The sequence below is a fragment of the Enterococcus sp. DIV1444a genome (assembly GCF_051712125.1).
GTDB lineage: Bacteria > Bacillota > Bacilli > Lactobacillales > Enterococcaceae > Enterococcus > Enterococcus faecalis.
On sequence record NZ_JBIOOG010000001.1, the window covers coordinates 1949815 to 1976570 of the forward strand.

Annotated in this window: 19 protein-coding genes and 1 riboswitch; of the genes, 1 reads left to right on the forward strand and 18 read right to left on the reverse strand. The window is 37.8% G+C overall.

The features are described from left to right. Nucleotides 1-173: 173 nt before the first annotated feature. From IGI87_RS09385 to IGI87_RS09425, 9 genes are all read right to left on the reverse strand, one after another. Nucleotides 174-545, reverse strand: a complete 372-nt coding sequence (locus IGI87_RS09385; protein ID WP_192189225.1) for a DoxX family protein — start codon at nucleotides 543-545, stop codon at nucleotides 174-176. Nucleotides 546-728: 183 nt separating this feature from the next. Then, entirely contained in the window at nucleotides 729-2024 is a 1296-nt protein-coding gene (gene purB / locus IGI87_RS09390; protein ID WP_002356808.1) for an adenylosuccinate lyase, read from the reverse strand. 42 nt (nucleotides 2025-2066) lie between these two features. Then, complete coding sequence (purK, locus tag IGI87_RS09395; protein ID WP_438736810.1) at nucleotides 2067-3182, reverse strand: 5-(carboxyamino)imidazole ribonucleotide synthase; 1116 nt, start codon at nucleotides 3180-3182, stop codon at nucleotides 2067-2069. Between the two features lie 327 nt (nucleotides 3183-3509). Next, nucleotides 3510-4829 (reverse strand): nucleobase:cation symporter-2 family protein, encoded by a 1320-nt coding sequence (locus IGI87_RS09400; RefSeq protein ID WP_162782511.1) that lies wholly within the window; start codon nucleotides 4827-4829, stop codon nucleotides 3510-3512. Between the two features lie 2 nt (nucleotides 4830-4831). Beyond that, nucleotides 4832-5413 carry a xanthine phosphoribosyltransferase gene (locus IGI87_RS09405; RefSeq protein ID WP_002356804.1) on the reverse strand — a complete coding sequence of 194 codons (582 nt, stop codon included), beginning with the start codon at nucleotides 5411-5413 and terminating at the stop codon, nucleotides 4832-4834. Nucleotides 5414-5567: 154 nt separating this feature from the next. Continuing rightward, a riboswitch (purine riboswitch) is annotated at nucleotides 5568-5665 on the reverse strand. A gap of 146 nt (nucleotides 5666-5811) precedes the next feature. Then, on the reverse strand, nucleotides 5812-6498 hold the full coding sequence (locus IGI87_RS09410; RefSeq protein ID WP_002356802.1) for a hydrolase: 687 nt from the start codon (nucleotides 6496-6498) through the stop codon (nucleotides 5812-5814). A 19-nt stretch (nucleotides 6499-6517) separates the two neighbouring features. Further along, a complete protein-coding gene (locus tag IGI87_RS09415; protein ID WP_002366997.1) occupies nucleotides 6518-7159 on the reverse strand; it encodes a glycoside hydrolase family 73 protein in 642 nt (213 codons plus the stop codon). A gap of 99 nt (nucleotides 7160-7258) precedes the next feature. Then, a complete protein-coding gene (locus IGI87_RS09420; protein ID WP_002384259.1) occupies nucleotides 7259-7438 on the reverse strand; it encodes a hypothetical protein in 180 nt (59 codons plus the stop codon). A gap of 59 nt (nucleotides 7439-7497) precedes the next feature. Further along, nucleotides 7498-8022, reverse strand: coding sequence for a hypothetical protein (locus IGI87_RS09425; RefSeq protein ID WP_002382789.1), 525 nt, complete (start codon nucleotides 8020-8022; stop codon nucleotides 7498-7500). A gap of 166 nt (nucleotides 8023-8188) precedes the next feature. On the opposite strand from IGI87_RS09425, the gene IGI87_RS09430 reads away from it, so the two are divergent. Next, a complete protein-coding gene (locus IGI87_RS09430; protein WP_113794384.1) occupies nucleotides 8189-9148 on the forward strand; it encodes a Gfo/Idh/MocA family protein in 960 nt (319 codons plus the stop codon). Between the two features lie 48 nt (nucleotides 9149-9196). Here the strand turns inward: IGI87_RS09430 and asnS are convergent, their stop codons facing one another. The 9 genes from asnS to rseP all read right to left on the reverse strand — a co-directional run bounded on the left by asnS (nucleotide 9197) and on the right by rseP (nucleotide 26294). After that, complete coding sequence (asnS, locus tag IGI87_RS09435) at nucleotides 9197-10549, reverse strand: asparagine--tRNA ligase (RefSeq protein WP_002376912.1); 1353 nt, start codon at nucleotides 10547-10549, stop codon at nucleotides 9197-9199. Nucleotides 10550-10565: 16 nt separating this feature from the next. Further along, nucleotides 10566-11765, reverse strand: a complete 1200-nt coding sequence (locus tag IGI87_RS09440) for a pyridoxal phosphate-dependent aminotransferase (protein ID WP_438736813.1) — start codon at nucleotides 11763-11765, stop codon at nucleotides 10566-10568. 38 nt (nucleotides 11766-11803) lie between these two features. Beyond that, on the reverse strand, nucleotides 11804-12322 hold the full coding sequence (locus tag IGI87_RS09445; RefSeq protein WP_438736815.1) for a cell wall elongation regulator TseB-like domain-containing protein: 519 nt from the start codon (nucleotides 12320-12322) through the stop codon (nucleotides 11804-11806). Between the two features lie 75 nt (nucleotides 12323-12397). Next, nucleotides 12398-15187: an ATP-dependent DNA helicase DinG gene (locus IGI87_RS09450; RefSeq protein ID WP_438736817.1), complete on the reverse strand. Its 2790-nt coding sequence runs from the start codon at nucleotides 15185-15187 to the stop codon at nucleotides 12398-12400. A 180-nt stretch (nucleotides 15188-15367) separates the two neighbouring features. Continuing rightward, nucleotides 15368-16744 (reverse strand): hypothetical protein, encoded by a 1377-nt coding sequence (locus tag IGI87_RS09455; protein WP_438736819.1) that lies wholly within the window; start codon nucleotides 16742-16744, stop codon nucleotides 15368-15370. Between the two features lie 218 nt (nucleotides 16745-16962). Next, nucleotides 16963-18420 carry an amino acid permease gene (locus IGI87_RS09460; RefSeq protein WP_002356790.1) on the reverse strand — a complete coding sequence of 486 codons (1458 nt, stop codon included), beginning with the start codon at nucleotides 18418-18420 and terminating at the stop codon, nucleotides 16963-16965. Between the two features lie 209 nt (nucleotides 18421-18629). Next, a complete protein-coding gene (locus IGI87_RS09465; protein WP_431447710.1) occupies nucleotides 18630-22985 on the reverse strand; it encodes a PolC-type DNA polymerase III in 4356 nt (1451 codons plus the stop codon). A 250-nt stretch (nucleotides 22986-23235) separates the two neighbouring features. Next, nucleotides 23236-24954, reverse strand: a complete 1719-nt coding sequence (locus tag IGI87_RS09470) for a proline--tRNA ligase (protein WP_002356780.1) — start codon at nucleotides 24952-24954, stop codon at nucleotides 23236-23238. Nucleotides 24955-25025: 71 nt separating this feature from the next. After that, nucleotides 25026-26294 carry an RIP metalloprotease RseP gene (gene rseP / locus IGI87_RS09475; RefSeq protein WP_002362168.1) on the reverse strand — a complete coding sequence of 423 codons (1269 nt, stop codon included), beginning with the start codon at nucleotides 26292-26294 and terminating at the stop codon, nucleotides 25026-25028. Nucleotides 26295-26756: the final 462 nt, after the last annotated feature.

Sequence of the window (26756 nt, forward strand, 5' to 3'; positions counted from 1 at the left end):
GTATTCGTAAACCTTATAAATTTATTATACTCTATTGGTCAGTAAAGGTCAATAACTAAATTGACCTTTTTTGACCTTTTTAATAAAAAAACCTAAAACAGCTAACTATCACTGTTTTAGGGCCTTTTTCGCAATAACAACTAGTTTGATCAACTCTCCATTGTTTTGATTTATTAAAAATAAAGTTTTAACGTAAGATACTTTTTATCGGCATGGCTAACCAAAATAGCCAAACTGGTTATTGCTAAAAATAATTCGTACTCATAACCACTAAAACCACTTGCCAAACCAAAAGAAAAAATAGCTCCGACTAAAACTGCTATGAATCCTACTGATACCAATGGAATTAAAAAGCCAATAATCATAAATAATCCACCAATTAATTCAATTGCCGCTACACCATAAACAAAAAGACTTGGCAAACCAATACTAGCAAAAAATGCTAAAGTATCTTCCAATGACGTTACTTTCATCACTCCATGAATTAGCATCGTCACCCCTAGCCAAATTCTAATCACTTGAATGCCTCGTTGTTGTTTATCCATACTTCTCCTCCTTTGTTTGCATTAAATAGCTAATGTAACTATTCAAGTTACATTGTAAAGGATAAATAGAAAAAAGTATAGCAAAAAACAAACGTATTTAACAATACGTTTGTTTTTTAATCCTTCAGTTTATAACATTATAAGAGAAAAGCGAGAAGAATCCTCCTTCTTCTCGCTTTCTTGTTATCCTAAACCAACACGTTCAAAAATCGTGTCAACATTTTTTAAATGATAATGGTAATCAAAGGCATCATCTAGCTCTTCTTTTGATAAGACAGAAGTAATTTTTTCATCCGCATCTAACAACGGACGGAACGCCGTTTGATGATCCCATGCGTAAGCTGTTTTTGGTTGGACCAGATCATACGCTTCTTCACGTGTCATGCCATGGTCAATCAATTTTAATAAGACACGTTGGCTGTAAATTAGTCCATAGGTCGCATCCATGTTACGTTTCATATTTTCTGGGAAGACCGTTAAGTTTTTGACAATATTACCAAAACGATTCAACATGTAATTTAGCAAAATCGTCGTATCGGGAATAATAATCCGTTCAGCAGACGAGTGAGAAATATCTCGTTCATGCCACAAACTCACATTTTCAAAGGCAGTAATGACATGACCACGAATCACACGTGCCAAACCAGTCATATTTTCAGAACCAATTGGATTCCGTTTATGCGGCATTGCGGAGGACCCTTTTTGTCCTTTTGCAAAAAATTCTTCTACTTCACGTGTTTCTGATTTTTGTAGACCACGAATTTCTGTCGCAAATTTTTCAATACTTGTCGCAATTAATGCCATGGCAGAAACATATTCTGCATGTAAATCACGTGGTAAAACTTGTGTCGAAATCTCTTGAGCACGGATCCCCAAATGTTCGCAAACATATTCTTCAACAAATGGTGAAATATTGGCAAAGGTACCTACGGCTCCACTGATTTTACCTGCTTCGACACCTTTGGCTGCATGTTCAAAACGTTCAATATTGCGTTTCATTTCAGAATACCACAACGCTAATTTCAACCCAAATGTAGTCGGTTCTGCATGAACACCATGCGTTCTTCCCATCATGACCGTATGTTTATACTCTTTGGCTTTGGCTCCGACAATCTCCGTAAATGTTTGTAAATCTTTCCGTAAAATATCATTCGCCTGTTTCAATAGATAACCATAGGCAGTATCCACAACATCTGTACTGGTTAACCCATAGTGTACCCATTTTCGCTCTTCACCAAGCGTTTCTGAAACGGCACGAGTAAAAGCGACAACATCATGACGTGTTTCTGCTTCAATCTCTAAAATACGTGCAACATCAAATGATGCATTTTCTCGGATTTTTTGTACATCTTCTTTAGGAATTTCGCCAAGTTCTGCCCAAGCTTCATCCGCCAAAATCTCAACTTCTAGCCATGCCTTATAACGGTTCTCATCTGTCCAAATTGCGCCCATTTCGGGTCTTGTATAACGATCAATCATTGTGCCTTATCCCCTCTTTACTCCTCAATTTTTGAAAAATAATTACGACCAAATCTTTGTTTCTTTAATTTCTTCCAGTGTTTCATCGATTTCTTTGGTTAATATAGTAATATGCCCCATCGCTCGTTGCGCTTTTGCTTCACTATGGCCATAATAGTGGAAATGCCAATCTGGATGTTCATTAATAATGTCCATCGTTTCATAGGCTTCATTTCCAAGCACATTGACCGTGACTGCTTCAGACAACAGTTGAATCGTTGGCATTGGCCAATTACATAAACCACGAATATGCGTATCATATTGGCTAAAAGAACAAGCATCTATTGAAAAATTCCCGGCATCTTCTGGACGAGGTAAAATTTTATTTACATAAATCCCGCCTGTTTCTGTATAAAACATTTCAATTGAAAGAGTACCGACTAAACCAACTGCTTTAGCAATCACCTTAGCAATTCGTTGCAACTCGCTACTGACTTCTTCATCAATTCGGGCTGGCGCAATCGTTTCATGTAGCTTACGCTCTTTTTTTATTGTTTCCACAACTGGAAATGTCGCAAATTCGCCACGACCATTACCAGAAATCAGAACAGATAATTCTTTTTCGTAAGGAATCCAAGCTTCTAAGACACAGGTTCCTTCTCTCAGAAGATTCATGGATGGCGCTAAGTCTGAAGTACTATGTAGTACATAACGACCTTCCCCTCGCGTGTTCTTCAAGATACACGGGTAGCCAATGCCATCAATTGCTTCCTGAATATCAGTCGGACTAACAATCGTTGCATAAGGTGCAATCACAATATTATTATCTTCCAAGAAACTTTTTTCCATTAAGCGATCTTGCGTAATCGCTAAAATGTCTGTTCCTTGTGGTATATTCGCCAAATGTTGAATCGCTGTTAACGCATCAACATCTGCATGTTCAAATTCATACGTAATCACTTGGGCACGTTTTGCCAATTTCTCTAACGCTTCAGGATCATTATATGCTCCTAATAATTGCCAATCGGCAACTTGTGCAGCTGGACAATCAATTTGTGGATCTAGCACACCCACTCGAAACCCCATTTCTCTTGCACTAAGGGCCATCATTTTTGCTAAATGTCCGCCACCAATGATACCAATCACTTGACCAGGTAATAGTGGTTTATCCAAGTTCATCACAACTTTCCATCACAGTTTTATCCTTAAAATCCTTCTGCGGTTTCTCGTCGCAGTCTAGCCTTTAAGAGTGCTCTTTTTACATGATACAAGGAAAAAGGCTCAACTTCAAGTGCCAGTAGTGTTTCCCTTAGGTTTTCTCATCAGAATTTATTAACGTACTTTAGGATAAAACAGCGGTAACTTACTACTCTTCTCTTTGGAACCAAGCTTTTTTCTCTTATTCTCTTCAAATTGATGAAAACATTAAATTTTTCTAAACGATGATTAGGCCAAAAAAGTATGAAAGAAAAGCCACCTGACCTTATCTATCATACTTTTTTGAAACTATTCGTTACTTTCTGGGGTTTCTTTTAAACCATTGAATAAAAGATTTAAAACAATCGCGGTAATGCTACTCATGACAATCCCATTACCAGTAAACATGCTAACAGTTTCTGGTACTTTATTAAAGAGCGTCGGCATAATATTAAAGCCTAAACCAAAGCCAATCGAAATGGCAATAATTAATAAATTTTTGTCATTTGAGTAGTCAACTTTTGACAACATGCGCATTCCTTGGACAGCCACCATTCCAAACATAACCAGCATTCCGCCGCCTAAAACTGGCTCTGGGATAATTTGGGCCATCGCACCAATTTTTGGTAATAAGCCTAAAATAATTAAGAAAAAAGCAGAAAAATAGATTGGTCGACGTGTTTTGATGCCAGATAATTGAACTAACCCGACATTTTGAGAAAAACCTGTATAAGGAAAAGTATTAAAAATCCCACCTAAAATAACGGCTAAACCTTCTGCATGATACCCACGACGTAAATCATCTTCGCCAATTTTCTTCCCTGTAATGTCTCCTAAGGCAAAATAAACACCTGTTGATTCAACCATACTAACAATTGAAATAATAATCATCAACACAATAGAAGAAAGATCAAACGTTGGTTTGCCAAAATAAAATGGTTGCGGAAAATGAAACCACGTAGCTTGACCAACAGGAGACAAATCCACTAATCCCAGAAACGCAGCTAAAATTGTGCCGCCGACTAGGCCGATTAACACGGCAATTGACTTGATAAAGCCACGTCCCCAAACTTGCACAACAATGATTAAGGCAATTGTTACAAATGCGAGGAGCAAGTTTTTAGGATCACCAAAACTTTTGTCCGTTGCTAAGCCGCCACCCATTTTTTCAACAGCAACAGGAATTAAGGTCAAACCAATAACTGTAATGACTGTGCCGGTGACTAAAGGCGGAAATAGACGTTTAATTTTTGAGAAAAATCCTGCAATCAGAACGACAAAAATGCCCGAAGCAATAATTGAACCGTAAATTGCACCAACTCCTTTGTTCGTACCAATCATGATTAAAGGCGCAACCGCTTGAATGGCACAACCTAAAACGACTGGCAAGCCAATCCCAAAAAACTTATTCACCGTTAATTGTAAAAGTGTCGCAACGCCGCACATAAAAATATCGATTGAAATCAAATACGTCATTTGTTGCGAATCAAAATTCAAGCCGGTTCCGATTAATAAAGGAACGGCAACTGCTCCAGCGTACATCGCTAATAAATGTTGCAATCCTAAAACGGCGGCTTTCCCATTTGGTGTTTCCGTCTGTTGTGGTGTATTCAATTGTTTTGTTTCCAAGATTATGCATCCTCCTCTAAAAACGTCACCGTTCCTTCACTTAATGAAGCAATACGTGCTAAAGAGACTACATTTAAGCCCATGTCTTCTAATAACTGACGACCATCTTGGAATGATTTTTCAATTACGATACCAATTCCTTCAACCTTCGCGCCAGCCTGTTGGCATAATTCTACCAATCCTTTGGCAGCTTGTCCGTTAGCTAAAAAGTCATCAATAATCAACACTTTATCAGCATCAGATAAAAATTTTCTTGAAATTGAAATTTGACTTGTCACTTGTTTTGTAAATGAATAAACTGAAGCCGTTAAAAGCTCTTCATCCATGGTTAAACTTTTTGCCTTACGAGCGAAGATCATTGGCACGCCTAATTTTTGCGCTGCGTATAAGGCAGGAGCTATTCCTGATGCTTCAATTGTAATTACTTTGGTAATGCCTGCTTCTGCGAAAACCTCAGCAAAACGATTACCCATAGCCTCCATCAATTCTGGATCCACTTGGTGCGTAATAAAACTATCTACTTTTAAAACACCTTCACCTAATACACGGCCATCATTTTTAATACGTTCGACTAATTCCTTCACAATATGAACTCCTTTACTTATTTTTCGATAGATGCTTTGTTCTCATCCTGAGGAAAGGACGGTTCGTTAAAAACGAACGAAATAAAACAAAGTGCTATTTATATTCGTGTTCTAACAAAAGAAAAAAGCCCATTTTGCCAAAGCAAAAAAGGGCTATCCGCTCTTCTTCACTTATAGACCAGCATTTACGGTGCTGGGTAGAGACGGTCAACCGTATTTTGACCTTATACAAGCTTCTATGTTTCTCTAGGATAGTACAAAAATCTCTAACTTTCAATGGTTTAACAACTTTTTTTCATTAGAATTTTCAAATAATTGGTTCATTCTTCCATTGTTCCGTAAAAGCGAACATTAAATAGCCAAAAACGCTTTGGCAGGATAGACTGCCAAAGCGTTTTTTATTCTTCATCGGTTGCTTTTTCTTGTTCACGATATTTTTTCATTTTTTTGCTGAATAATTCACCGTTACTAGGGGGCGTATATGTAATAGCATTCGCTCCGGCGATAATGGTTTCATGAATACTCGATTCAGTTGGTCCTCCTGTTGCAATAATCGGTAATTCTGGATACTTGCCGCGGAAATAGCGTACAGTGGCTGCAGTGTCTTTTCCTGCACTGATATTAATCATATCCACGCCAGCCGCAAGTTTTTCATCAATTGGCGTATGAATAGAAGTTACTGTGCTGATAATAGGAATATCGATTGCTTCATCCACCATTTTAATTGTTTCAATTGGTGTAGGACCATTCAAAACGACACCCATTGAGCCTTGTGCTTCTGCAAATAAACTCATATAAGCAGAACGCATGCCTTGCGTTAAACCGCCGCCGACTCCTGAAAAGACAGGAATATCCGCTGCTTCAATAATGCCTTTTGTAATCGCTGGATGCGGTGTAAAAGGATATACAGCAATCACTGCCTGTGCATCCGTATTGCGGATAATCGCAATATCTGTCGTAAAAATAATTGATTTTATTTTACGGCCAAAAATTTTAATGCCACTGGCTTGCCGAATAATCTCTGGCATTTTTACAATATCTTGTTTCAGCGGCGTCATAATTTCTGGAATCCACTTTTCGCTCATTGTCATCGTTCCTCCATGCTTAACGGTCGTATTTATTTAAATTGTATTCTTCAATTACATGAATGATCTTATCAGCGTATGTAGGATCCGTTGCGTATCCAGCATCTTGAAGCGCTTGTGCAGCCTCTTTATAATTTTTGGCTAACAAGACTTTTTCATATAAATTTGGATCCCAATCGACCCCATCAACAAATAACTTGGTATGATCTCGCATGGATTCTTCCCAATTGTCATAAACTCGAAAATCACCCTGAATCGTAATCCAGACCTCATTGACATACTCTTTTGTTTCTAAATTGACTTTTGGTTGATTGCCATATGCTTTAATCCCAAAAAGATTGTTATATTTCGATGCTAATTGACTTTGTCCAAAATTTGATTCTAAAACTGCTTGCCCCATAATAATACTTGGTAACACCCCGTAAGATTCTTGTAATTCACGTGCATACGGTGTGATTTCAGCAACAAATTCTTCTTTTGAGATGTTTTCATTTTGGCGATTGACTGACTCGCTTTGTCCCTTATCTGAATCAGAAAGGACAGATAACGAAAAGACAAAGGCCAAACCGACGACAACTACGCCTAAGAATAACTTTGGCAAATTCAGCTGCTTTTTTCTTTTTTTCTGATAGTTGCTCACTTCATTAATTCCCCACTTCATCTTTTATTTTCCGATAAAATGTTTCACTATCTTTCACTTTCGTGATTGATTTCATTTGTTACTATAACCGAATAATTGTATCATTTTCACAGAAAATTATCAACTTTCATCACTGCTTACGCTCGTGATTTCAGTACTTGATTCAGTGGTAGCAGTTGAAGAAACTGTACTACTTTCAGAAATTTTAGTGGATGATTTCACTGTTGTTTCAGTTGATGTGTGAACAGATTCTTCAACTGGCTTTTTGCCAAAAAAGACAAAAATTACCGCACCAAACATAATAATCACAGATAAAATCCCAGCAATTGTGTATTTCAAAAGACCATCCTTCCTATTCGTTATTCACCTACGTAAGTATCCATCAGATTTTCATTGACCCAATCTAATAATTCAACTTTTGAGCCTTCTAATTGTCGTTGAATCGTAGCGGGTAACCGGAATGTAATAATATCATCAAAACCCCATTCCCCATAGGCCAGTGTCACTTTCAAATCGATATAACCAGCGGCAATTTCTTGTTCCTGTTTATTGTTAGGAATCAATTCTACAACGCCCAAATCAGATTGCAGCCATTTTTTGGCAATTGTTGTTTTTAGCCGTTTATATTCCGAAACAGCTAGGTTACGTTTTTCCGGAAATAAGATGGTTTGACGGAGTATTTTTTGAGTCAGCATCCACTCATAATCCGTAAACAAATTCTTAATTTTTTGCATGACTTCATTGTCCAAACCAAATTGGCCTTCTTTCCAAGCTTGCCAATCGGCTGCTTGAATTTGATAAGCGGAGTAAAAATTTTCTTCTGTTTGATACTGTTCAATAATTGCGTCAACAATAATATCTACATAAACTTGATGCATAATCATTCGCCTCCATTTTCTATTTTACTGAAATTCTCTAAAAAAAGCATCTTTTTATCTCTGGATTTTATCATATTTACAAAATTGTCCTTGTTTTCTAATTTCTCTTGTTTACAGTATAATAAATAATGAAGAAGATTTGAAGAAATTGCATAGATTAGGAGGACTTCTTTTGACAAAAAAATTATATCAATGGGGCATCGTAGGATTAGGTGGGATTGCCCACGAATTTGCTTCAACGTTTAAACAAGAAACTAGCCAACTTGCAGCTGTTGCTTCACGGACATTGGCTAAAGCAGAACAATTTGCCGCTGATTATTCAATCCCTAAAGCCTATGGTTCTTATGAAGAATTACTAGCAGATGAAACGATCGATGTTGTCTATATAGCAGTGCCAAATAAACAACATGCTGAACACATTTTAAAAGCGCTCCAGGCTGGAAAACATGTGTTGTGTGAAAAAGCTATTACGATGAACGCTGCAGAATTAAAACAAGCCTTGGCAGTTGCAGAAAAAAATAACCTTATTTTAGCAGAAGCCATGACTATTTTTAACATGCCACTATACGACGAATTACGTCGCTTGATGGATGCTGGCAAATTTGGTCAGTTAAAAATGATTCAAGCACCATTTGGAAGTTACAAAGAACCCGATCCTAAAAATCGTTTTTTTAATCCTGACCTAGCAGGCGGCGCATTGTTAGATATTGGTACTTATGCGGTTTCGTTTGCTCGTTGGTTTCTCAGCTCACAGCCAGACGTTTTAGCTTCTAGCATGGTTCCCTTCTCTACTGGCGTTGATGAACAATCGGTGACGTTGCTTCGCAATAAAGAAAATGAGTTGGCTACTATTTCATTAACATTCCAAGCAAAAATGCCAAAGCAAGGAATTGTTGCTTTTGAGGATGCCTATATTACCATTACAGATTATCCACGCGCAGATGAAGCGATTGTTCACTACAACGACGGTACGGTTGAGACCATTGTTTCTGGGTACTCAGCTGAAGCCATGAATTACGAAATCTACAATATGGTTGAAGCAATCAAAGGTACACAACCCAACCGTTCCTTATTTTTCACGACAGAAGTCATTGATATTTTGGACCAGATGCAAAAATTATGGCAGGCGTAAAAAAGAGAACTTCAGCAAAAGCTGAAGTTCTCTTTTTTTATTTGTTCTCTATGGATAAATACGATTTAACATACGTGGGAACGGAATCGCTTCACGAATATGTTCATTACCAGTAATGAACGTAACAGCACGTTCTAAACCTAACCCGAAGCCAGAATGTGGCACAGAACCGTATTTACGTAAATCTAAATACCAGCTGTATTCTTCTTCTGATAAGCCAAACTCAGCTACTTTTTCTTTCAAATAATCATAATCAGTTGCACGCTCTGAACCACCGATAATTTCACCATAACCTTCTGGTGCAATTAAATCGGCACAAATTACAACATCTTCTCGTGTTGGATGTGGTTTCATATAAAAGGCTTTAATTGCTTTTGGATAGTTTAAAATGAACGTTGGGACGCCATAGTAATTTGAAATAAAGGTTTCATGTGGACTACCAAAGTCTTCGCCCCATTCAATGTGATCATAATCATTGTTTGCTTCTTCTTTTTGTAATAACTCAATCGCATCATCGTAAGTAATACGTTTGAATGGTTCCGAAACATATTTTTCTAGTAACGCTGTATCACGTTCTAAAACATCCAATGGATATTGTTGATTTTTCAATACCGATTTAATTAAATGTTTTACGTAGGCTTCTTGAATATCTAGTGATTCTTCATGAGTTGTGTATGCCATTTCTGGTTCAATCATCCAGAATTCCGTTAAGTGACGACGAGTCTTGGATTTTTCCGCACGGAAGGTTGGTCCAAAAGTAAAGACTTTGCCAAATGCCATCGCACCAGCTTCTGCATATAATTGACCTGTTTGTGATAAGAAGGCTGGTTGTCCGAAGTAATCTGTTTCAAATAATTCTGTTGTGCCTTCTGGTGCTGAGCCTGTTAAAATTGGGCTATCAATTTTAATGAATCCTTGTTCGTTAAAGAACTCGTAAGTAGCACGAATAATTTCGTTACGAACTAACATGATCGCATGTTGTTTGCTTGAACGTAACCATAAATGACGATGATCCATTAAGAAGTCTGTGCCGTGTTCTTTCGGCGTAATTGGGTAATCTTCTGAAGCGCCAACAACTTCTAAATCAGTGATATCCATTTCATAGCCGAATTTAGAACGGCTATCTTCTTTGATAACACCAGTAACCATGACTGCTGTTTCTTGTGATAAATGTTTAATTTCTTGGAATTTTTCTGTACCAGCTTCTTCACCGAAGGCTTCAATGAAGTTTGGTTTGAACACGACACCTTGGAAAAAGGCTGTCCCGTCACGTAATTGTAAAAAAGCAATTTTTCCGCTTGAACGTTTGTTAGCAATCCAAGCGCCAATTTTTACTGTTTCTCCAACATGTTTGTTTGAATCAATAATTTGAATTTGTTCCACGTTTGTCTCTCCGTTCATTTCTTAGTTTATTCTTTTAGGCGTTGTGCTGAATTCGTTTCTTTTCTATAAAGTCGTTCATTCGCTCAATCGCTTTTTCTAACGTCAATAAATCTGTCGCATAGCTCATCCGCACATGTTCTGGCGCACCAAAGCCCTCTCCCGTTACCAGAGCAACATGCGCTTCTTGTAATAAATCTTCCACCCAGTTAGTCACGTTATCATACCCACAAATTTCTAACGTTTTTTTGACATTCGGGAATAAATAAAAGGCTCCTTCAGGTTTTATTAGCGATACACCTGGCAAAGCTGCTACTTTTGGATAGATATGATTCAGGCGTTTTTCAAAGGCCTGACGCATGTCTTCGACTGTCGACTGTTCACCTGTTAAAGCCTCAATTGCCGCATATTGGCTAACTGCGACTGGATTACTGGTGGATTGTGAAGCGAGTTGTGTCATTGCTTGAATAATTTTTTCATCCCCAACTGCAAAACCAATGCGCCAGCCTGTCATTGCATATGTTTTGGAAACGCCATTAATAATGATTGTCTGTTGACGAATTGCTTCTGAGATGGTTGCAATTGGTGTGAACCGATGTCCATTGTACACCAAACGACCATAAATATCATCTGCAATAATGAGGATATTATGGGCAACTGCCCATTCACCAATTTGGCGTAATTCTTCTTCCGTATAAATAACGCCAGTTGGGTTAGATGGTGAATTTAAAATGATTGCTTTTGTTTGGTCTGTTCGTACAGCTTCTAATTGTGCGACTGACACTTTAAATGATTGCTCTTGCGTGCTTGATACAAATACTGGCTTGCCTTCTGCTAACTTGACTTGTTCACCATAACTTACCCAATAAGGGACAGGGATGATCACTTCGTCCCCAACGTTTAAAATGGCTTGAAATAATAGATACAGCGCATATTTGGCACCATCTGTCACAATAACTTGATTGGGTTGATAACGAAGTTGATATTCTCGTTCCACATAAGAAACAATTGCTTGCTTTAATTCAGGAATGCCGCCAGAAGGTGTGTAATAACTTGCTCTTCCATCCTCAATTGAAGCAATTGCTGCTTTTTGAATATTTTTTGGGGTTACAAAATCTGGTTCCCCGACCGTTAAGCTTAAAACATCTACACCTTTTGCTTTTAATGCTTTCGCTTTGGCGGCAGCTGCTAATGTAACAGAAGGAGTCAATTGCTGTGCTCGATTTGATACGTTCATACACCTTTCACTCCCACTTTCATCAAAACCTATCTAAATTAAATATCTTTGATAACGTTGATCTCTTCGCCTTTATCAAAGCTCATAAGATAATACGTCAGGACTCCTTGATCATTTTCGGTGACCACTTCCCATGCAGGGCGCTTATCATAAAGACCCAACGTAGCTTTCATTACCGATTCATCGGGATGGGCTTTAGCAACAATGTCTGTTATTTGTTGTTCTGTTTGACCATCTTTTTGATTTAAGACCGTGACTTTTTCTCCCGATTTAGGGACAATCACGACAATCTCTGTGCCTTTATCATTTTTGCCGGTTAAAGTAAAATACGTATTTTTGCGTGTAAACCAGTAAAATTTATCAACTGTTTCTAAATTAGCAGAAGTTTTGGCAATTGCGGTTGCTTCTTTTTTGGCTTGAGCCATTGGTTGATTGGTTCGTACAAAAAAGATAATTATTGTAACAAGAATTGCTAAAAGGATTGCCAATAGGGTTAAAAGGACAGTAATCCGTTTCTTCTCTTTCTTTTCTTCTAATTCCTCCAAAAATCCTTCCATCCTCTCTAAACTTACTGGGTCTTATTATAGCAGAAAAATAGCGGCCTTTCACAAATATGACCTAAAAATAATCGATTATTTGTTTAAAAATTCCTTTAATTCTTCTAAAATTTCAGGCATGGGCGCTTCTTTTACTGAGAGTCCCTTGGGAAACGCTTTGATTAATCGTTTGCCATATTTTGCAGTGACTAAACGACGATCCAGAATCAGCAATGCCCCTCTGTCTTCTTCAGAACGGATTAAACGGCCCAGTGCTTGTCGCAAACGTAAGGCTGCTTTCGGTACCGCTTCTTGAGCAAATGGTTGTATCCCTTCTGCTTCTAAATACGCATATTTTGCTTGCACAAGTGGTCGTTTCGGGTTTTCAAAAGGCAAACGCGTAACTATCAATAACTGTAAAGTTGTTCCTGGTAAGTCCACACCTTCCCAAAAGCTATCGGCTCCTAGCAAGACATTTGGTTTTCCATTAGAGAACCGTTTAAGAATTTTTTCACGACTGCCGCTAATCCCTTGGGCGAGGACCTCTTGTCCTTTTTCCAATAATCTTGGCTGGACTTGATGATACACGGTGGACAATAATTCATGCGAAGTAAAAAGAACCAACATCGAACGTTCCTCTTGCGCCATCAATTTTTCAATGGTATCTGAAATGTATTGACCCATTTCATAGGAAGAGGCATTTTGAATGGCTACTGCTTCTTCCGGTACATAGACTCGCGCATTTTCTGCATAGTTATATGGCGTTGGCAGGGTTTTGAACGTCACCTCTGTTAAACCTAACCGTTGCGGTAAATACTTTTTATTGTTGCCAAACTTCAATGTGCCGCTTGTATAAATAATTCGTTCATACCGCGGATACCACTTTGTTTCAGGAAGCAAACTAGCTTCTAAGTCATGAATTTCAATCAAGCCATGGTCTTCATTTTGTGGTAAATATTCTTTTACCCAACGTGGACGCCAATCATCAAGATAAATGGTAAAACAGTGCTGAATACGTTCAATTTCATCAAAAAATTGAAATAAGCGAACAAAAACGATGCGATCAGCCAAACTAAAGGTTTCCAACTGACTCATAATTGTTTGCTGTAACTTACTTTGAATAGTTAACAGCTCCTGCAGTAAAAGCTGGAGCGTTTGACTATGTTTTTCTCCTGCAGCAGATAAATAATCAATGCGTTCTTTGGTTAAAAGCAACTCCTGATGGTCTATCCGCTTCTGTGTTTTACTAAATAAACGATGCAATTCAAAAAGAAAATCTTGCCATTCATCCACAAAATCCAGTAAACCTTGCTGATAAATTTTTACAAACCGCTGCTCTTCAGAAAACTGTTGAAAAATTTGCTGTAAAGCAACAAAAAGTTGTTCTTTTTCAATAAAATGCGTGATTTGTTTTTTTAGTATCACACTGTTTACTCGTTCGCTTGCCATCCGACTAGCGATGTCTGGTAAATGATGTGCTTCATCAATAATTAGCCACGGACTTTCAGGTAATAACGGTTGTTTTCTTAGCGACTCTTGCGCCAAAAATGCATGATTAACAATCAACACGTTACTTTGAGCGACTTTTTTATACAGATGTCTTAAAAAGTCAACTTCATAAAGTTCATCTTTTTTTGAAAGAAAATCCAACCCGCGATGTGTAACTTCTTTCCAGAATAAATGATTTAAATTCGTCAATTGTAGTTCATCTAAATCGCCCGTTTCTGTTTCTAGCAACCAGACGAGAACGCCCATTTGATAAAGAGCGTATTGTTTTTGCGGTGTTGGCTGATTCAAGGTTGCCTTAAAGCGTTGTAAATCAAGATAATGTCGATGGCTTTTAATAACAATGCCTCGTAATTTTCCTTGGCAGATTTGATTAGCTAACGGTAAATCTTTTTCCACTAATTGATTTTGTAAAACAATCGAAACAGTTGAAATAATGACTGGTTTTTCTGGCGTTGCTAAATAGCTCATTGGCAACAGATAGCCTAATGTTTTTCCCGTTCCAGTCGCTGCTTCAATAAATAAATCTTTTGTCGTTCCCTCTGTAAAATGATCATAGACTAAATTCATCATCCGACTCTGTTCCGTACGATAAGCGAAACGTTCGCCAAATAGTTTTTCTTTGGCTTTTTTAGTTTTGGGATACGTACTAGTCTGATAGAACGTTTCTTCAAAAAGAGGGACTTCTTTTTTGCGTAAAGCAATGCCACTGACCACTTGATAAGCTGGATTTAATGGTGTCACTTGTTTTTTCATTTGTTCATATGTTTGTTGAATAAAGGCACTGGTTTCCCGCGCTGTCTGTTGGCTTAATTCCGCAATTTTTTCCATAGTGACTAATGGTAAAGATTTCATTTTTTCTTGAATTAATAACAAAAGTTCGGCTGTAACCTGCGCATCACTGTCTGCTTGATGGGGATTCTCATGAGATAAACCTAAGCTTTCGGACAAATCGCTTAAACGGAAACTTTTTTCTGTCGGTAAAAAAATCTGTGCCAATTCCACTGTATCAATGGCTGGAATAGTAAGTGGCGGCGTGCCACACCGTACCAGTTCACGAGCTAAAAAATTATAATCAAAGTGGACGTTATGCGCCACAAAAATAGTATCTTCCAGATAATGATAAATTGTATGTGCTACATCTTCAAAATAAGGCGCTTTTTGAACTTGCGTATTACTAATCCCCGTTAAACTTTGAATTTGTTTTGGTACTACTTGATTGGGATTCACATCTGTCGCAAAGTTCGCAATAATCTTTCCATCTTGAACGAGAACGCATCCAAACTGAATGATCCGATCACTTGTAGGATCTGTTCCAGTCGTTTCAAGGTCAACTACTGCATACACTTGTTTGTCTTTCAATGACTTCACGCCTTTCATTCATCTTTGAAAATTATACTACAATTTATAGGATTTTCACTAGTATTTCAAAAATTCTCTTGAAATCTTTTCCAGAGATAATAAGAAAGAGCCTGAAACAAAAATCCAAAGTGATTTTTGTTTCAGGCTTAAAAGCTGATAAACTTAACGGTTTTGTCTTACCTTCTCCTAAATAAACGATTAATAACAGTCAAGGATTTTCTGCATATACTGGTTTAATTGCCCATAGCCTTCCAATTCTCTGATTACTGGGAGCGGACAACGAACCTTTTTATTAAATAGTGTCCGCTTTTCAACATATTCTGTAACTTCGTCTAAAAATTTATCTAATCCTTTTTCTAGTTTCATACAACTTAACTGATTGCAAATTCGCACGTCTCCTGCCTTTTTCTTTTGAACTTGTTTAAATGATTGTGAGAATGCTTTTGCTTCAAACATTTGTGCTTCTAACTGTCTTTTTTCAATCGTTATTTTCGGTACTGCTTGATTTCCATCAGTATCCTCTAACTGGCGACTCATAAAGCGACGATAAATTTCCTCTTCTAATTCGTCCAATTGTCGTTGAAAGTCTGCAGGAATTGTCCGACTTGATGAATTTTCTTCCTCACTTTCCATAGAGACAGCTTCTTTTTCTAGCTTCTGCTCCTCTTCTTTTTCGGCAGATTCATTCACTGAATTTAGCGAGCTTTTTTCTGTTTCTTGTAGAAAAGTAAATAAAGGTTTTGCCGCGGTGCTCTGCTGGTTTTCTTGAGGTTCTTCTGGCAGCGCTTCTTCAAATGGCGCTGGTTCAGATAACACTGGTTCTTTCGCTGATTCTTCAAGCGCTGGTTTGTTAACAGGAAGCACTGCTTCACTTGGTGCTACAGTTGTTTCAACTTCTTGCTTTTCCAGATTATTAGGCGAGAGATTGACGTCTGGTTGTTCCAGATTAGTATCCTCTGATATTTTCAGCGATGCCTGTTCTGCGGCTATCACAGGAGAAGCTCTTTTCAAATGGATCGTTTTTATTTGTCTAGAAATGACGGGATTTCTCGTTTGATTAACGGCATTATTTAAGGAGGCCAAATTCTCTTTTAAAAGTGTCAACATTTCCCGTAAGACAGCAATTTCACCAGCTAATTCCGTTAATTGATTTTCTTGTGGCACTACTTGCACATTAGCTTCATTCGTACGGACTGTTTTTTTATTTTTAGTTGTCGGTATTTCGCGCATCCATTGTTTCAGCGCGAATCGTAAGTCACGAGTGGTCGGCTCAAAGCTTCCAAAATAAACAGTGTAGTACATTAACTCCGTTTCAACATAGACATAAATCTTTTTAACAATTAACTCTTCGAACTGTTCTGATTCATCCCAGCTTTCACATAAAGCCTCAAAAAATTGTTCCCCTTCTGCTAAATTTTGGTACTCTTTCGCTAAATAAAGCTTGCGAATTAAGTAAAAATTATACGGTGTTTCGACATTATCCGCATAAATTTCTCGTCCTAAAAAATCTGGATTCGTTTCTTTACAAAGAAAGACTGTTTTCTCTTCTGGTTGTGTTTCAAGTGTTTTAGTCATGAGGTTCACTTCCTTTTTCTCCGTTAATAACCATTTTTTAATGATAGATACCTTTAGTATACAGGAGAAATTCTTCTGGTTTTCTCATGTTTTTAAGAGTCAACAGAAATTTTAGAGAAAACTCGACAGAAAAAAACGTGAGATAAACAGTCCTATTGACCATTTATCTCACGTAAAATACTTAAACTGACTATTTTATCCTTGGCACATGCAACCAATTATTCTGCTGAATCAATTGGCAAAATCGTGTCTTTTTTCTCGCGACGTGCAATTGCTGGTAAAATCATTCCTAATAGAATTAAGACGATTGGTGTCACAATATTAGATGCTAATTGGAACAACCAGCCTTGAGGGTCTGAGGCATACTCAAATTTAGGCACCATTCCTAGAATACAAGCAAAGGCTGTAAATAAGAAACACCAAAGACCAAACACAAAACCAATTTTAGGATTTTTAACAAATTTATATTCTGAATTAAATTGTTTGTAGGCTTTGTTTAGAAGCATATAGGCAAAGAAGACCCATAAGTAACGCATTGGCATAACCACAGAATTTAAGTTGGTTAGCCATTTAACCACTTCGTTCATGTCCTTCAACCCAAACATTGGTAAAGCGATAATAATACTTACTAAAATACCTGTTAATAGGTAACCATTAATTAACGTACCTTTTTTCGTACGTTTACGTAACCAACTTGGAACAAATTCTGGATCTGCTTCAGCTAAAAGAATTTTCAGTGGAGCATCAATTGAAAAGGCTAACGCAGCCACTTGGCCCACTGTATTCGTTAAAGCATAAACAATCATTAAGAGATTACCGACACCATAATACGCGCCTAATTTTTGGAAGGCACTGTAGGCACCATTTGCCATTAAATCTTTAGGAATATTGTCACTTGAGAATAACATTCCCATAGCAAATGAACCTAAAACAGCCGATAAACCAACCATTGCTGCTAAGAAAATCATTCCTTTAGGGAACTCTTTGGCTGGATTTTTAGTCGCATTTACGTAAGGAGAAATTTTTTCAGCGCCACCTACCGCAAAAACTAACATCGATACGGTTGTAAAATAACTAAAGTCAAATTTAGGAATGTAGGTGCTGACTTGTGACATGTTCGGTGTCGCAAATTCAACCGTTGAATTAATAAATGGTGCGCCTACCGCTAATAAAATAAATAAAATAGACATCACAAACATGGCGGTTCCAGCTAAACCACCAATAACTTTTAAGGTGGTTAACCCTTTTGTTGATAATAACAAGAAAACCAAGAAAATTATTAATGAAATAAATGATACCGTTACAATTGGCATCGTATTGACTAAGTTTCCATTCCCTTGAACTGCCCAACCTAAAGCAATTAAAATCGCTTGTGGTTTTTGTGCCAAGTAAGGAATGTGCACTACCCAATAAGTCCATGCTGCATAATAGGCTAGACGTTTAGTACTGGTATTTTGCACCCACGAACTAACCCCACCATTACTGTCTTTAAATGTTGAACCTAACTGTCCTACGATTAACGCATAGGGAATAAAATATAAAACTAAAATCAAAAGCCATGAAGTGACCACTGAAATCCCTTGTTGTGCATAATTATTCACAACATTTCCAAGGCCCCAGACCATGTTAAAGGCAATTAACCCGACGGTGAACCATCGTAATTGCTTTTTGTCCATATAACCAATTCCTTTCTTATAAAAAAATAAAGCTCTTCATTTATCATAAGCATTTTACTTTTTATGCACAAGCTCAACATAATTAAATAAAGATGGCTTTTTAATAAGTAATTAAAACGCTTCTAGCAATGATTTTCTAATTTATTTGATGACTAAAAAAGGCCGATGAATAAGTTGCTTCACCGGCCTTTTTCTAAGAGATTTTTCTTTTATAACATATCAAATAATGATAATTGGTTTTCATCTGGCAAGTCTTTTAAGACACCATTTTCATTCATGTATTCAATCAACGTTTTAGAAACTTTGCCTCGTGTTGCCAAATCTTCTTTCGACAAGAACGGTTGCTCTTCTCGCGCAGCGACAATGGCTTTCGCTACGTTGAGGCCTAAACTTGGCACTGCTCGGAAAGGTGCAATCAAGGTATCCCCTTCAATCACAAAATTTTCAGCATCCGATTTGTACAAATCAATCATGCCAAATTTATAGCCCCGTTCCAACATTTCATTACATAATTCTAAAACCGTTAATAAGTTTTTCTCTTTAGTGGAGGCGTCCATCCCTTTGTCCGTAATTTCTTTCATTCGTGCTTTCACAGCTTCTTTCCCTTGTGACATTGCCACTAAGTCAAAGTCATCCGCCCGAACGGAGAAAAACGCACAGTAATATAAGATTGGGAAATAAACTTTAAAGTAAGCGACCCGCAACGCCATTAATACGTATGCTGCCGCATGGGCTTTCGGGAACATATATTTAATTTTAGAACAAGAATCAATATACCAGTCAGGGACGTTGTTTTCTTTCATCGCATTTAAATACGTATCCCGTAGTTCATCAGGAATCTTATTCCATTGTCCTTTACGTACCGTTTCCATAATCTTAAAGGCCATCCCGCTGTCCAAACCAGCATGAATTAAATAAACCATGATATCATCCCGACAACCAATTACTTCAGCAAGATTGGCTTCGCCACGGCGAATCAACTCTTCTGCATTCCCTAGCCACACATCGGTTCCGTGAGACAGTCCAGAAATTTGAAGTAATTCTGCAAAAGTTGATGGATGGGTCTGTTCTAACATACCTCGAACGAAACGTGTCCCAAATTCAGGAATTCCTAAAGTTCCTGTTTTAGAATAAATTTGCTCTGCATCCACACCTAGAACATCAGGTCCTTCAAAAATACGCATCACTTCTGGATCGTCTGTTGGGATGGTTTTTGGTTCAATCCCAGATAAATCTTGTAACATCCGAATCACGGTTGGATCATCATGTCCCAGAATATCAAGTTTTAAAATATTATCGTGAATAGAATGGAAATCAAAGTGCGTCGTTTTCCATTCTGCCTCTTGATCATCTGCAGGGTATTGGATTGGCGTAAAATCATAAACATCCATGTAATCAGGAATTACAATAATACCGCCGGGATGCTGCCCAGTCGTCCGTTTAACCCCTGTTGAACCTTTGGCTAAGCGATCAATTTCAGCGCCGCGCAAATGTAAATTATGATCTCTTTCATATCCTTTAACAAAGCCATACGCTGTTTTGTCGGCTACTGTACCAATGGTTCCTGCCCGGTAAACATATTCTTCACCAAAAAGAACTTTCGTGTAGTTATGGGCTTCGGCTTGATAATCGCCAGAAAAGTTCAAATCGATATCGGGAACTTTGTCGCCATGGAACCCTAAGAACGTTTCAAAAGGAATGTCGTGGCCATCTTTAAACAATCGAGCGCCACATTTTGGACAGGCTTTTTCAGGCATATCAAACCCTGAACCATATGAACCATCTTCATAGAACTCAGAATATTGACACTCAGGACAATAATAATGTGGCGCTAAAGGATTTACTTCAGTAATCCCTGTCATTGTCGCAACAAAACTCGAACCGACAGAGCCCCGTGAACCAACTAAATAGCCGTCTTCATTACTTTTATGCACCAGTTTTTGAGAAATTAAATAAATGACCGAGAAACCATTCCCGTTAATCGAATTCAGTTCCTTTTCTAACCGTTTTTCGACAATTTCTGGTAAAGGATCGCCATACAATTCGCGCGCACGATTGTAGCTTAAATCAGTGATCTCTTGTTCAGACCCAGGAATTTTTGGCGTATACAAATCATCTTTTACTGGAATAACTTCTTCACATAAATCAGCGACTTTGTTGGGATTTTCTACTACAATTCGCTTAGCGACGTCTTGTCCTAAAAATTGGAATTCCGTTAACATTTCATCGGTGGTTCTGAAATGAACCTTTGGTAAACTATGGCGATTTAACGGATTAGCGCCACCCATAGACCCGACTAAAATTTTCCGATAAATGGCATCTTCTTCATTTAAATAATGAACATTTCCAGTGGCGACAACCAGTTTGCCAAGTTCGTCACCGATTTTCACTAGATTACTAATAATTTCTTCCAAATCTGCTTCATTTTTCACCAATTCTTGTTCAATTAATGGCGCGTAAACTGGTTTGGGCATAACTTCAATATAATCGTAGAATTTGGCACGATTTTTTGCTTCTTCGACACCTTTTTGCATCATCGCTTCAAAAATTTCTCCGTTTGAACATGCGGAACCGATTAAAAGCCCTTCTCTTAACTTCGATAATTGCGAACGAGGAATCCGTGGTACTCGGAAAAAATAATCGACATTGGACATGGAAATCAATTTAAAAAGATTTTTTAATCCTGCTTGAGTTGTTGCTAAAATCGTTGCATGGAAAGGTCGAGCTCGTTTGTATGAGTCTCCTTCGCCAATATGACGATTCAAATCATCATGGAAATGCATATCATGATTCTCTTTCGCTTCTTTTAAGAAAATCCAGCACAAATGACCTGTTGATTCCGAGTCATAGATGGCGCGGTGATGTTGTTCTAAGTTGACGCCAAATTTTTTCGATAAGGTATTTAGACGATGGCTTTTGAAATGTGGATACAAGAATCTGGATAATTCTAATGTATCGATGACGGGATTAGCCGCTTCAGGTATTCCATGTTTGCCATAACTTGTATTTAAGAACCCCATATCAAAAGAAGCGTTGTGGGCCACTAAAATAGTTCCTTCTGAAAACTCTTTAAACATGCGTAAAACTTCTTCTTCGGATTTTGAACCGCGCACCATTTCATCTGTAATCCCAGTTAAATTGATCGTTGTTTGAGATAATGGATGGCCAGGATCAATAAATTGCTCAAATGTCTCAATGACATTTCCTTTGTGCATTTTGACAGCGGCCAATTCGATAATTGTATCATAAACAGCAGAAAGCCCCGTTGTTTCCACGTCAAAGACCACATAGGTAGCATCTGTTAATTCAATATGTTCTTCGTTGTAAGCAATAGGTACACCATCATCAACAATATTGGCTTCCACGCCGTATAAAATTTTAACGCCTGCTTTTTTACCTGCAGCATGGGCATCAGGAAACGCTTGGGCTCCGCCATGGTCCGTAATTGCGATGGCCTTATGACCCCATTTCCCCGCTTGCGCCACCAAGTCACCGACTTTATTGGTCGCATCCATTGTACTCATGTTACTATGCATGTGTAATTCTACACGTTTTTCACCTTCTGGCGCGTAGTCTTTTCTTGGCGCATGGGCGACTTCCATCAAATCTTGGGCATTCATGACTAAATCACGCATGAAGGTATCTTCTTGTACACTACCACGAACACGAATCCAACTTTGTGGTTGAATCGCATCAAAAACTTGCTCATCTTTTTCCCCATTCGAAAATTTCTTCACCACGAAAGAGGAAGTATAATCAGTTATTTTCAAAATTAAAATTTTTCGTTTGGAACGCAATTCACGCACTTCTTTATCAAAAATAAAGCCTTCAATCGTTATCCGACGTTCTTCTTCCAGTATGTTTCCCATTGGCATAATGGGTTCATCATTGGGAATATTCCGACCTAAACGAATTGGACCATCAAACGCAGGCGCTTGTTGTTGTTTTTCTTTTTTCATTTGTTCATGTTTAACAAGCGATTCAGCAGCTTGTTGTTGAAAGGCTGCGGCTTGTTCTAATTTTTGCTCTTCAAACTTTTTCAGCACTTCTGCAGCTTGCTGTTGATCCATTTTTGGTTCAATATGAAACTTAGGAAACCCGTAAGAGAAATAAAGTTTCTCAATAATTGGTAAATATTGTTGCTTCAAATAAGGAATAACTGCTTCATTATCAACAGGTAAGATAATTTTCCGATCTTCAAATTGTGGTGTCTGTGTTTTTAAGACTTTCTGAACTAACGGGGTATTGCATTGACTATTTAACAAGGCCAATTGCCAATAATCCGTTAATTGTTCCTCTGTAAATGTTGTCTGATTTGTGGTTATTTGAACGGAAACCTGCGCAATTTGTTGAAAAGCTAGTTCCAATTGTTGCATAAATGTTTGATATAACATCACTGGCATCAATTCATCAAAACTTAAATGAAATTCCCATAAGCGACTTTGTTGGTGAACAATGACCTTGTCAATCCGGCCATTTTGAATTAAGGGATGTTCTTTCGCTGTGTCATCTAACTGAATTTGCGTCATCAGTTTATCAAATAAATCGCGTGCTTTTTCTGTCACAAAATGAACCTCCTTCTATCATTGAAAAAAGGCCCTCAGACAAATCTGTCAAGTGCCTTTTTTCGGTTTCTCTGCATTCGCTTCTCTATTAAGTATACTCGTTTTTTGTAAAAAAACAATCTTGTTTCTTTTCTAAAAAGAGCTAAGAAGAGCTTGAAACAAAAATCACTTTAGATTTTTGCTTCAAGCTTAAACGCTGATAAGTGGCGGAAACAGTTTATCCTAATCATTCTGTCCGCCCTTTTCATTATTATTCCGCTTCTGATGTTGTGTTCATCAAAATAGAAAGTGTGCTTTCTAATTCTTCTTTGCGTACTTCCAACATTTCACCAGTACGTTTGATTTTGACTTCTACCACACCATCGACTGCTTTTTTCCCGACTGTGATACGGATTGGACAACCAATTAAATCAGCATCAGCAAATTTTACGCCTGCGCGCTCGTTGCGGTCATCAACTAATACTTCGTAGCCCGCTTCGGTCATCATTGCTTCAACTTCTTGTGATAGTTTTGTTTGGTACTCATCTTTCACATTCATTTGGACCACGTGTAAATCAAATGGCGCAATTCCTGTTGGCCAATTAATACCACGCTCGTCTGCATTTTGTTCAACGATTGCTGAAAGTAAACGACTAACGCCGATGCCATAGCAACCCATGATCACTGATTTTTCACGACCGTTTTCATCTAAAACTGTTGCGCCCATAGCATCACTGTAACGCGTTCCTAGTTTAAAGATATGACCAATTTCGATTCCTTTGGTAAAGGCTAAGACACCATTGCCATCAGGAGAAGGATCGCCTTCTTGAACAAAGCGTAAATCTTCGTAACTAATTGGTTGGAAATCACGATCTGGATTTACATTTGTCAAATGATAGCCGTCTTCGTTAGCTCCAACAATGGCGTTGGCTAAATCTTGAACAGCTAAATCTGCATAAATTTTAACATCTTCGGAAACATTAACTGGACCAATTGAACCAAAGCCAGCTCCTAAGACACGGCGGGCATCTTCTTCCGTTGCTTCATCTAAGAAATCAGCGCCTAAGAAGTTTTTCAATTTGACATCATTGACATCATGATCGCCACGAACCAAGACCATTACTGGCTCTTCATCGGCAATAAATAGTACTGATTTAATAATACGTTGTGGCTCAACTTCAAAGAAGTTTGCCACTTCGGCAATTGTACCGACTTCTGGTGTTGCAATTTTTTCTAAATCTAATTGCGTTTCATGTGATTTTTTCGGCGTATAAAGACTTGTTGCCATTTCTAAATTGGCAGCATAATCACTTTCTGTTGAATAACAAATAGTATCTTCCCCAATTTCAGAAATCGCCATAAATTCTTTAGAATCTTTACCACCCATGGCACCACCGTCCCCAATAATGGCACGGAATTCTAGTCCACAGCGTTCAAAAATGCGTGAGTAAGCTTTTTCGTAATCACGGTATGATTGATCTAAACTAGCTTCATCGGCATGAAAAGAATAGCCATCTTTCATGATAAATTCACGGCCTCTTAATAAGCCAGAACGAGGGCGTTTTTCATCACGATATTTTGTTTGAATTTGGTATAAATTCAAAGGTAATCGTTTGTAAGAATTGATTTCATCACGAATTAATTCTGTAAAGGTTTCTTCATGCGTTGGGCCTAAGATATAGTCACGATCATTGCGATCTTTTAAGCGATACAAGTTAGGGCCATAAGTTTCATAACGGCCTGATTCTTTCCAAAGTTCTGCGGGTAATAACGCAGGCATTAACATTTCAACTGCATCAATTTTCTCAAATTCTTCTCGCATAATCGTTTTTAATTTTTCTAAAACACGATTGGCTAAAGGTAAATAAGAATAGATCCCTGCAGCGACTTGACGAATATAACCTGCGCGCAAAAGAATTTGATGACTTAAGACTTCTGCATCATTTGGTACTTCTCTTAACGTTGGAATTAACATTTTTGACTGTTTCATTAAAACTCTCCTCTATTTTAAAATCAATTATTTTTGATTTCTTTACACACTTTTTTACTTAAGCTTTCTCCTTAAAAGAAAAAGCGTTGAATATCGTTCCAAGTAACTAACACCATTAACACCATGACAAACCCAAAGCCAATTAACGTAATGATGCCTTCTTTTTCAGGACTAATTGGTTTTCCACGCACACCTTCAATAATGTTTAAAACAATTTTCCCGCCATCTAAAGCTGGGATCGGCAACAAATTAATAATCCCTAAGTTCATTGACAGCATGGCCATTAAGAATACAACTGTACTTACTCCAGCATTGGATGCTTCTTCCGATAATTTAAACATCATGACTGGCCCACCTAGTTTGTTTAAACTAAAGCCTGTGAATAGTGAGCCGAGTGCTTTAAAAATCTGTGTCGTACTATTTAAAGTATCCTGAATACCGCCCATCAATTTTGACGGTAAATCGGTTTTCATATAAGGATAAACGCCGACTTTACCAATCGTTTGTTTTTCCACTTTTTGTTTTTCTGGTGTCACTGTTAGTTGCTCTTCTTTGCCGTTACGCTCAACTACGAACGTTAACGGCTTTTCGGGGTTCTTCTGCACAATGGTTGTAAAATCTTCGTATTTTTTGATTTTTTGATTATTAATCGATAAGACTTTATCATTTTCTTTCAACCCAGCTTCTGCGGCTGGGCCATTAGGAATCACTTGTCCAATTTGATTCGTGTTTAAATCAGTAACGCCTCCTTGTAGAAAAACCGCTAACGTAAACAGAATAAACCCTAAGATAAAGTTATTCATGGGCCCCGCAAAGTTCGTTAAAATGCGTTGCGATAATTTCGCTGATTGAAATTGAACGTCAAGTGGCGCAATCCGCACCTCGGTTCCATCACTTTCAATAATCGTTGCATCATGGTCAACTTTATAAACGGTTTCCTCTTCCTCGTTTCCATTGACATAGCCCTTGATGAATAATTCTTTTTCAAGATCAAAATCAACGACTTCCATCGGAATACTATGAGGTAATTGTACTTTTTTACTTGTATTAATTTTAACCACATTACCCACGGCATTTAACTCAACAGATAGAGGCATACCTGGTGTGATTTCTGTCATGTCTTCGCCCATCCCAGCCATTCGCACATAGCCACCAATTGGCAATAAGCGAATCGTATAAGTGGTGCCATCTTTTCCACGATGCGCAAAAATCTTTGGTCCCATTCCGATTGCAAACTCACGAACTAAAATACCCGCTCGTTTTGCAAAATAAAAGTGGCCAAATTCATGTACGAGGACAAGAATACCGAAGACAATAATGAATGTGATAATTGTTTTCATAGATGTCCTTCTTCCTTCATTCACTGACGTTCAGTGTTTTTTATTATTACATGGGAAAGTCTCGTAAAACTTGCTCTGTTCCCTTCCCGATAAACCAGTGCAACTGTTTACTGAGAACAGTCGCCACTGTTAGTGAACAAATCTTTCCTTATGTAAGACAAGTTTTATTTTAGCATATTCACTCATAAATAACCATTGGACTTGACCAGTTCGTCTGGATATTTTGTGTTTTTTTAGAAAATCCGTTAATTTGAGAACGTTGCTTTAAAAATTCAATAAGAATGTGGTTTGTTTAGCTCGTTATAGAAAAAAATATAAGCTATAGTTGATTGGTTCTAATAGAAATATCTTTGAGTAGATAAGGGAATTTCTTATTTGTTTTTTGCAAGGCAGAACGGTAGTTGTTAAAGAAAGAAACCAGCGTTAGACGCTGGTTTCTTGAAGTATGTTGTTGGTTTGAGG